At 73.8% G+C, this 6,074-nt stretch carries 7 protein-coding genes; 3 read left to right on the forward strand and 4 right to left on the reverse strand.

All coding sequences use genetic code 11. The features are described 5' to 3' along the window. Together murQ and RIF68_RS23950 are read right to left on the reverse strand one after the other, a co-directional pair. Nucleotides 1-843, reverse strand: an 843-nt coding sequence (gene murQ / locus RIF68_RS23945; RefSeq protein WP_309053362.1) for an N-acetylmuramic acid 6-phosphate etherase, incomplete at its 3' end; no start/stop codon positions are given. A 24-nt stretch (nt 844-867) separates the two neighbouring features. Continuing rightward, entirely contained in the window at nt 868-1,785 is a 918-nt protein-coding gene (locus tag RIF68_RS23950) for a MurR/RpiR family transcriptional regulator (protein WP_309053363.1), read from the reverse strand. Nucleotides 1,786-1,933: 148 nt separating this feature from the next. Here RIF68_RS23950 and RIF68_RS23955 point away from each other — a divergent pair, with 148 nt between their 5' ends. Continuing rightward, nucleotides 1,934-2,290: a hypothetical protein gene (locus tag RIF68_RS23955; RefSeq protein ID WP_309053364.1), complete on the forward strand. Its 357-nt coding sequence runs from the start codon at nt 1,934-1,936 to the stop codon at nt 2,288-2,290. 76 nt (nt 2,291-2,366) lie between these two features. Next, nucleotides 2,367-2,636 carry a DUF4031 domain-containing protein gene (locus RIF68_RS23960; RefSeq protein WP_309053365.1) on the forward strand — a complete coding sequence of 90 codons (270 nt, stop codon included), beginning with the start codon at nt 2,367-2,369 and terminating at the stop codon, nt 2,634-2,636. Between the two features lie 41 nt (nt 2,637-2,677). Here RIF68_RS23960 and RIF68_RS23965 read toward each other — a convergent pair whose 3' ends face one another. Both RIF68_RS23965 and RIF68_RS23970 read right to left on the reverse strand, forming a co-directional pair. Beyond that, nucleotides 2,678-3,898 carry a Cmx/CmrA family chloramphenicol efflux MFS transporter gene (locus RIF68_RS23965; protein ID WP_309053368.1) on the reverse strand — a complete coding sequence of 407 codons (1,221 nt, stop codon included), beginning with the start codon at nt 3,896-3,898 and terminating at the stop codon, nt 2,678-2,680. 239 nt (nt 3,899-4,137) lie between these two features. Beyond that, entirely contained in the window at nt 4,138-4,812 is a 675-nt protein-coding gene (locus RIF68_RS23970) for a hypothetical protein (protein ID WP_309053366.1), read from the reverse strand. A gap of 255 nt (nt 4,813-5,067) precedes the next feature. On the opposite strand from RIF68_RS23970, the gene RIF68_RS23975 reads away from it, so the two are divergent. Then, a partial coding sequence (locus RIF68_RS23975) for an MFS transporter (protein ID WP_309053367.1) occupies nt 5,068-6,074 on the forward strand: 1,007 nt, incomplete at its 3' end.

Raw genomic sequence — 6,074 nt, forward strand, 5'->3', positions numbered from 1 at the left:
GAGGATCATGAGGATGGCGTTCTTCACCTCGCCGTCGGCGGCGGCGAGGGCCGCCTCGATCTGCTCGTCCGGCGCGCCGGTGGCGAGGGCGACGATCCGGCGTGAGCGGGCGTGGAGCTTCTCGTTGGAGGCGCGGACGTCGACCATGAGGTTCCCGTACGTCTTGCCGAGCCGGATCATGGTGATGGTCGAGATCATGTTGAGGACGAGCTTCTGGGCGGTGCCCGCCTTGAGGCGGGTGGAACCGGTGAGGAGCTCGGGGCCGGGGACGACCTCGATGCCGTGTTCGGCGGCGGCGGTGAGCGCGCTGTCGGGGTTGCAGGAGAGGCCGATGGTGAGCGCGCCCAGCCGGCGGGCGTGTTCGACGCCGCCGAGCGCGTACGGGGTGCGGCCGGAGGCGGAGATGCCGACGACGGTGTCGCGGTCGGTGAGGCCGAGGGCGGTGAGGTCGGCGACGGCGAGGTCCCGGGAGTCCTCGGCGCCCTCGACGGCCCGGACCAGGGCGGTGGGGCCGCCCGCGACGAGGCCGACGACCTGGGAGGGGTCGGTGTTGAAGGTGGGCGGGCACTCGCTGGCGTCCAGGACGCCGAGCCGGCCGGCCGTGCCCGCGCCCATGTAGACGAGCCGGCCGCCGTCGGCCATGCGGGCGGCGGTGGCGTCGATGGCGGCGGCGATGGCGGGGAGCTGCCGGGCGACGGCGGCGGGGACGGACTGGTCCTCGCCGTTCATGGTGCGGGCGATCTCCAGGGTGGACAGCCGGTCGATCTCGGCCAGTTCGGGGCGGAAGGCCTCGGTGGTGAGGGTGGCCAGCTGGGCACGCAGTTCGGTGTACGTGGTCGGCACGGGCGGCGGCTCTTTCCTGGTGGTTCAGCGGCTGCGGGGCGAGTGGCGGTGGGTGAGGGCCTCGTAGGAGGCGGCGAGGGCGGGCGCGGCCGTCTCGTACGTGCGCTGCGTGACGCAGGTGAACAGGCAGTCCACGACCAGGAGTTGGCTGGTGCGCGAGGACATGGCGGCGGGCCGCAGTTCGCTCTCGCGGGCGGTGGAGGTGGTGAGGACGTGGTCCGCGTACTGGGTGACGGGGCCGTCCGGGCGGCCGGTGACGGCGACGGTGGTGGCGCCGTGGTCGAAGGCGACCCGGAGTGGTTCTATGACGTCGCCGGTGGAGCCGGAGTGGGTGATGGCGATGGCGACGTCGCCGGAGCGCAGCTGGACGGCGTTGGTGACGGCGAGGTGCGGGTCGCCGGGGGCGTGCGCGATCAGGCCGATGCGCAGCAGTTTCTGGCCGAGGTCCTGCGCGACGAGGCCGGAGGCGCCGATGCCGTAGATGTCGATGCGGCGGGCGGTGGCGAGGGCGGCCACGACGGCGCCGAGCTGCACGGTGTCGAGTCCGGCGGCGGTGTCGGCGAGGGTCTGCTGTTCGTCGTAGGCGAGTTTGGCGACGACGTCGGCGACCGGGTCGTCGACCGCTATGTCGGCGGTGACGGACGGGGCGCGGCCCGACTGCTGCTGGGCGGCGAGGCCCGCGAGGGCGAGGCGCAGGTCGCGGTAGCCGGGGTAGCCGAGGAGGCGGGCGGTGCGGACGACGGTCGCCTCGCTGGTGCCGGTGAGTTCGGCGAGGCCGGTGACCGTGAGCGCGGCGCAGCCCGCCGGGTCGCCGGCGACGGCTTCGGCGACCCGCTGCATGGAGCGGGTCATGGACGGGGCGAGGGTCCGGACCTTGGCCGCGAGGGCGGCGGGGGCCGGCGGCGCGCCGCTGGTGAAACTTTCCTTCACGTCTTGGGTCACATATGAAAGCTACTTTCGGTCCCGGCGGGCGACAAGACCCTCCGCCCCGGAGAGAACCCTGGTCCGACCCGGGCCCCGACCCCGGTCCGACCCTGCCCCGACCCCGGTTTTCTCGCCGCCCGACCGCCGCGCGGGTCACAATGAACGCATGAACGAGATCGACCCCGTGGAGCAGGCGCTGCACGCCGCTCGCGCGCTGGTGCTGGCCGACCTCGCCGCCCGGGAGGTGGCCGCCGCCGAGGTCGTGTCGATGGTGGAGGAGTCGGTGACGCACCGGCGCTGGTGGGTCGAGCAGTGGCCCGAGGGCGTGTCGTACGTCGCCGGGCTCGTCGCCCAGGACGTGCAGGACGCCCTGCTCGAACGCTACGGGCGCTGGCCCATCTGCCCGGTCTGCGCCTCGGGCGACCCGCACGCCCTGGACGTGGAACCGGAGCTCGGCCCCGACCCGCACTGGGTGTGCGGCAAGCAGGGCGTGGTGGTGGCACCGGTGGGCGGGCTCACGTGACCGCGCCGCCGACCGGGACGCCACGGGCCCCCGCCGCCGGGCGCCGGGGCCGGACCGCGCGGGCGGGGGTGGGCGCATGACCCTCTACATCGACCCGCCGACCTGGCCGGGCCACGGCCGCATGTGGTCGCACCTCGTCAGCGACGTCTCCTTCGAGGAGCTGCACGCCTTCGCCGCCCGGATCGGCGCCCCGCCGCGCGCCTTCGAGCGCGACCACTACGACATCCCCTCGGACCGGTACGCGGACGCGGTGGCGGGCGGCGCCGTCGAGGTCGGGTCGAAGGAACTGCTGCGCCGCCTCACTCAGGCGGGCCTGCGCCGCCCGAAGGGCCGCCCGCCCGCCTGACCGGCAGCAGTCCGCCTCCGTACGCCAGACAGCGCGGCCGGTCAGCGCAGGGCGCCGTCCGGCGTGGGCAGGGGGGCGGTCTCGCGGTCCTGGGCGCCGGTGACCAGGCGGGACCGGGACGCCGAGTGGAGGCGCAGGGAGACCGCGACCGCCGCGAGCGCGAGGACGGTCATGGCCGCGCCGGCCCAGGCGGGGGCGGCGAAGCCGAGGCCCGCGTCGATGACGGTGCCGCCGAGCCAGGGCCCGCCGGTGTTGCCGAGGTTGAAGGCGGCGGTGGTGGTGGCGCCGGCGAGGGTGGGTGCGGCGCCGGCCAGGTTGAACATGCGGGCGTTGAGCGCGGGGGCGGTGTAGAACGCGGAGACGCCCAGGAGGAAGGCGAGCAGCACCGTCACGACCGGGTTGGAGGCGAAGACGGCCAGCGCCGCCAGGAAGACGGTGGAGGCGGTGATGCCGCTGAGGAGCACCCCGAAGAGGTGGGCGTCGGCGACCCGGCCGCCGATCGTCGTGCCGACCAGGGCGCCGATGCCGAACAGGCCGAGGACGGCGGAGACCCAGCTGTCGTCGAGGCCGGAGACGTCGGTGAGCAGCGGGGCAAGGTAGGAGAAGGCGCAGAAGACACCGCCGGCGGCGAGCGCCGTGACGACGATGGAGAGCAGCACCTGGCGGTCGCGGTAGATGACCAGTTCCCGCCTGAGCCGGGGCGCGGTTGTCGGCACCGGGATGTGCGGGATGCGGGTGAGGACGCCGACCAGGGCGACGGCGGAGGCCGCGCCGACCGCCCAGAACGCGGAGCGCCAGCCGAGGTGCTCGCCGAGGAAGGCGCCGGCGGGGACGCCCAGGACGTTGGCGATCGACAGGCCGCCGATCATCACGGCCATGGCGCGGGCACGGGCGTTCGCCGGCACCATGGCGATGGCGACGGCGGCGCCGACGGCCCAGAACCCGGCGCACGCCAGGGCGCTCACGACCCGGGACGCGAAGAGGATCCCGTAGTTCGGGGCGAGGGCGCCCGCGACCTGGCCGAGGCCGAAGACCGTGATGAGGGCGACCAGGGTCGTCTTCCGGGGGAGCCGCAGGGTGGCGGCGGCCAGCAGCGGCGCGCCGACGACCATGCCGATGGCGAAGGCCGATATGAGCAGGCCGGCGCGGGGGATCGAGACGTTCATGTCCTCCGCGATGGGCGGAAGGAGGCCGGAGAGCATGAACTCGCTCGTACCGAGGGCGAAGACGGAGAGTCCGAGAATGTAGACGGCGAGCGGCATCCGGCCGGAGCTCTTCCCGGCCGATGGCGCGGGCGCGGTGGCGGACGACTTCTCGGAGGCGGTCGCGGGGTCGTTCTCGGGTACGGGGTCGTTCTCGGGTACCGGGTCGGGCGTGGTCGTGGGCTCGGCTGACGAAGACGGCATGACATGGGTCAACGGGCCGTTTGTGCCTGTCATTCCCGCGATGGGCAGAGGTCTCGCGATACGAGACGGAACGGTCCACCCCTGTGCTTCTCCGCTCAGTCGGCGCCCGGCCGGCCCTCCAGCTCCGCCAGTTCCCGCTCCAGGTTCTCCCGGGCCCGTTCCTCCCAGGCCGCCGCCCCGTACGGCGTACGGAAGAGGCGGGGGAGGGCGAGGAGCTGCCGGAGGACGGCGGCGCGGCCGGTGCGGAAGGCGTCGCCGGGGACGAATCCGTACTCCTCGCGGACCGCCGCCACATACCCCCCGTACGTATCGGGGTCGCCCGCCAGGACCGCGAGGTCCGCGTCGCAGAGCGTCTCGCCGTTGAGGTCGCCGGGCGCCGGGTCGTGGGTGACGGTGAGGCGGACGAGACGGGCCACCTCCGTGACCTCGCGGTCCGTGAGGCCGGCCTCGGTCAGGGCCTTCTCGGCGAGCGCGGCGGAGCGCTCCTCGTTCTCGGAGCGGTCGGGGCGGTAGACGGCGTCGTGGAACCAGGCGGCGAGCCGGACGAGCTCGAGTTCCCCGCCCTCACCGCCCTGGTCGGCCAGTTCGTCGATGCGGTCGAGGACCGCCCTGAGGTGGTCGACCGTGTGGTAGCGGCGCTGCGGTTCCGACCAGCGGGCCAGCAGGTTCCGGCCGTACGGGACGGGGTCCGGGCCCTCGCGGCCGGCCCGGGCGGCGAGCAGGGTGGTGGTCCAGCGCCGGAGCAGCTGGGGGTCCTGGTCTGCGGTCATGCGGGGCATTCTGCCGGGCCGGCGGCCGGGGGTGCGGCGCCGCAGCCCGCTCCGGGGGCGCGTTCCGGCCGCCGCTTCCGCTTCCCGGGGCGGGCTCTGCGCCCCCCGGGACCGGCGCGACCTCCCGGAGCCGGTCTTTCCACTCGCCGCCGACCGTCCTCCCTCCTCCCTCTTACATACCCCCCATGGGTATGTTACGGTGCTCCGCGAAGGTACCCCCCAGGGGTATATGACAGCGAGCGAAGGGTCAGGACGATGTCAGCCGAAACCGTCAATCCCCGGCGCTGGTGGGCACTCCTCGTGCTCGCCGCCGCCCAGTTCATGGTCATCATGGACACCTCGATCATCGGGGTCGCGCTCCCCGCGATGCAGAAGGACCTCGGCTTCACGCAGGGCGAGCTCCAGTGGGTCTTCAACGCCTACGTCATCGTCTTCGGCGGCCTGCTGCTCCTCGGCGGACGCCTCTCCGACCTCGTCGGAGCCCGCAGGATCTTCGTCTCCGGCTGGGTGGTCATGATCGCCGGCTCGGTCCTCGCCGCGGCCGCGCAGACCGCCTGGGTCGAGATCCTCGGCCGCGCCGTCCAGGGCGTCGGCGGCGCGCTCATCGCGCCCTCCGCGATGACCCTGCTGATGATGCTGTTCATGCACGACCCGAAGGAGCTCGGCAAGGCGATGGCGCTCTACGGCGCCGCGGCCCCCGCCGGCGGCACCGCGGGCGTCTTCCTCGGCGGCGTCTTCACCGAGTGGGCCGCCTGGCAGTGGGTCTTCATCATCTACATCCCGATCGGCCTCGCGACCCTCGCCGCCACCAAGCTCCTCCCGACCGTCGCGTCCCGCCGCGGCTCGGTCGACGTCCTCGGCGCGGTCGCCGTCACCGCCGGTCTCGCGCTCGCCGTCCTCGCCGTCGTCCGGGCCCCCGAGGTCGGCTGGGGCGCCACCGCCACGATCCTGGAGCTGGCCGCCGCCGCCGTCCTGCTGATCCTCTTCCTCGTGATCCAGAAGTCCGTGCGCGAGCCCCTCATGCCGCTCGGCGTCTGGCGGGTCCCGCGCCTCGGCTCCGCCAACCTGGCCATGACGCTGCTCGGCGCCGCCTGGATCCCGATGTGGTACTTCCTCAACCTGTACCTCCAGCAGGTCCTCGGCTACGGGGCCTTCGCCTCCGGCGCCGCGCTGCTCCCGATGACCGTCCTCCTCATGATCTTCATGACGGCCCTCACCTCCCGGCTCATGACGAAGGTCGGCGCCAAGCCGCTCATCGGCGT

This window comes from Streptomyces sp. (genome assembly GCF_031178505.1).
GTDB classification, from domain to species: domain Bacteria; phylum Actinomycetota; class Actinomycetes; order Streptomycetales; family Streptomycetaceae; genus Streptomyces; species Streptomyces gulbargensis.

What these genes read in the sequence shown, in the direction of transcription:
- RIF68_RS23965 (WP_309053368.1), bottom strand. Translation starts at nt 3,898, where the DNA reads ATGCCGCTCGCCGTCTACATTCTCGGACTCTCCGTCTTCGCCCTCGGT.
- RIF68_RS23955 (WP_309053364.1), top strand. Translation starts at nt 1,934, where the DNA reads ATGAACGAGATCGACCCCGTGGAGCAGGCGCTGCACGCCGCTCGCGCG.
- RIF68_RS23960 (WP_309053365.1), top strand. Translation starts at nt 2,367, where the DNA reads ATGACCCTCTACATCGACCCGCCGACCTGGCCGGGCCACGGCCGCATG.
- RIF68_RS23970 (WP_309053366.1), bottom strand. Translation starts at nt 4,812, where the DNA reads ATGACCGCAGACCAGGACCCCCAGCTGCTCCGGCGCTGGACCACCACC.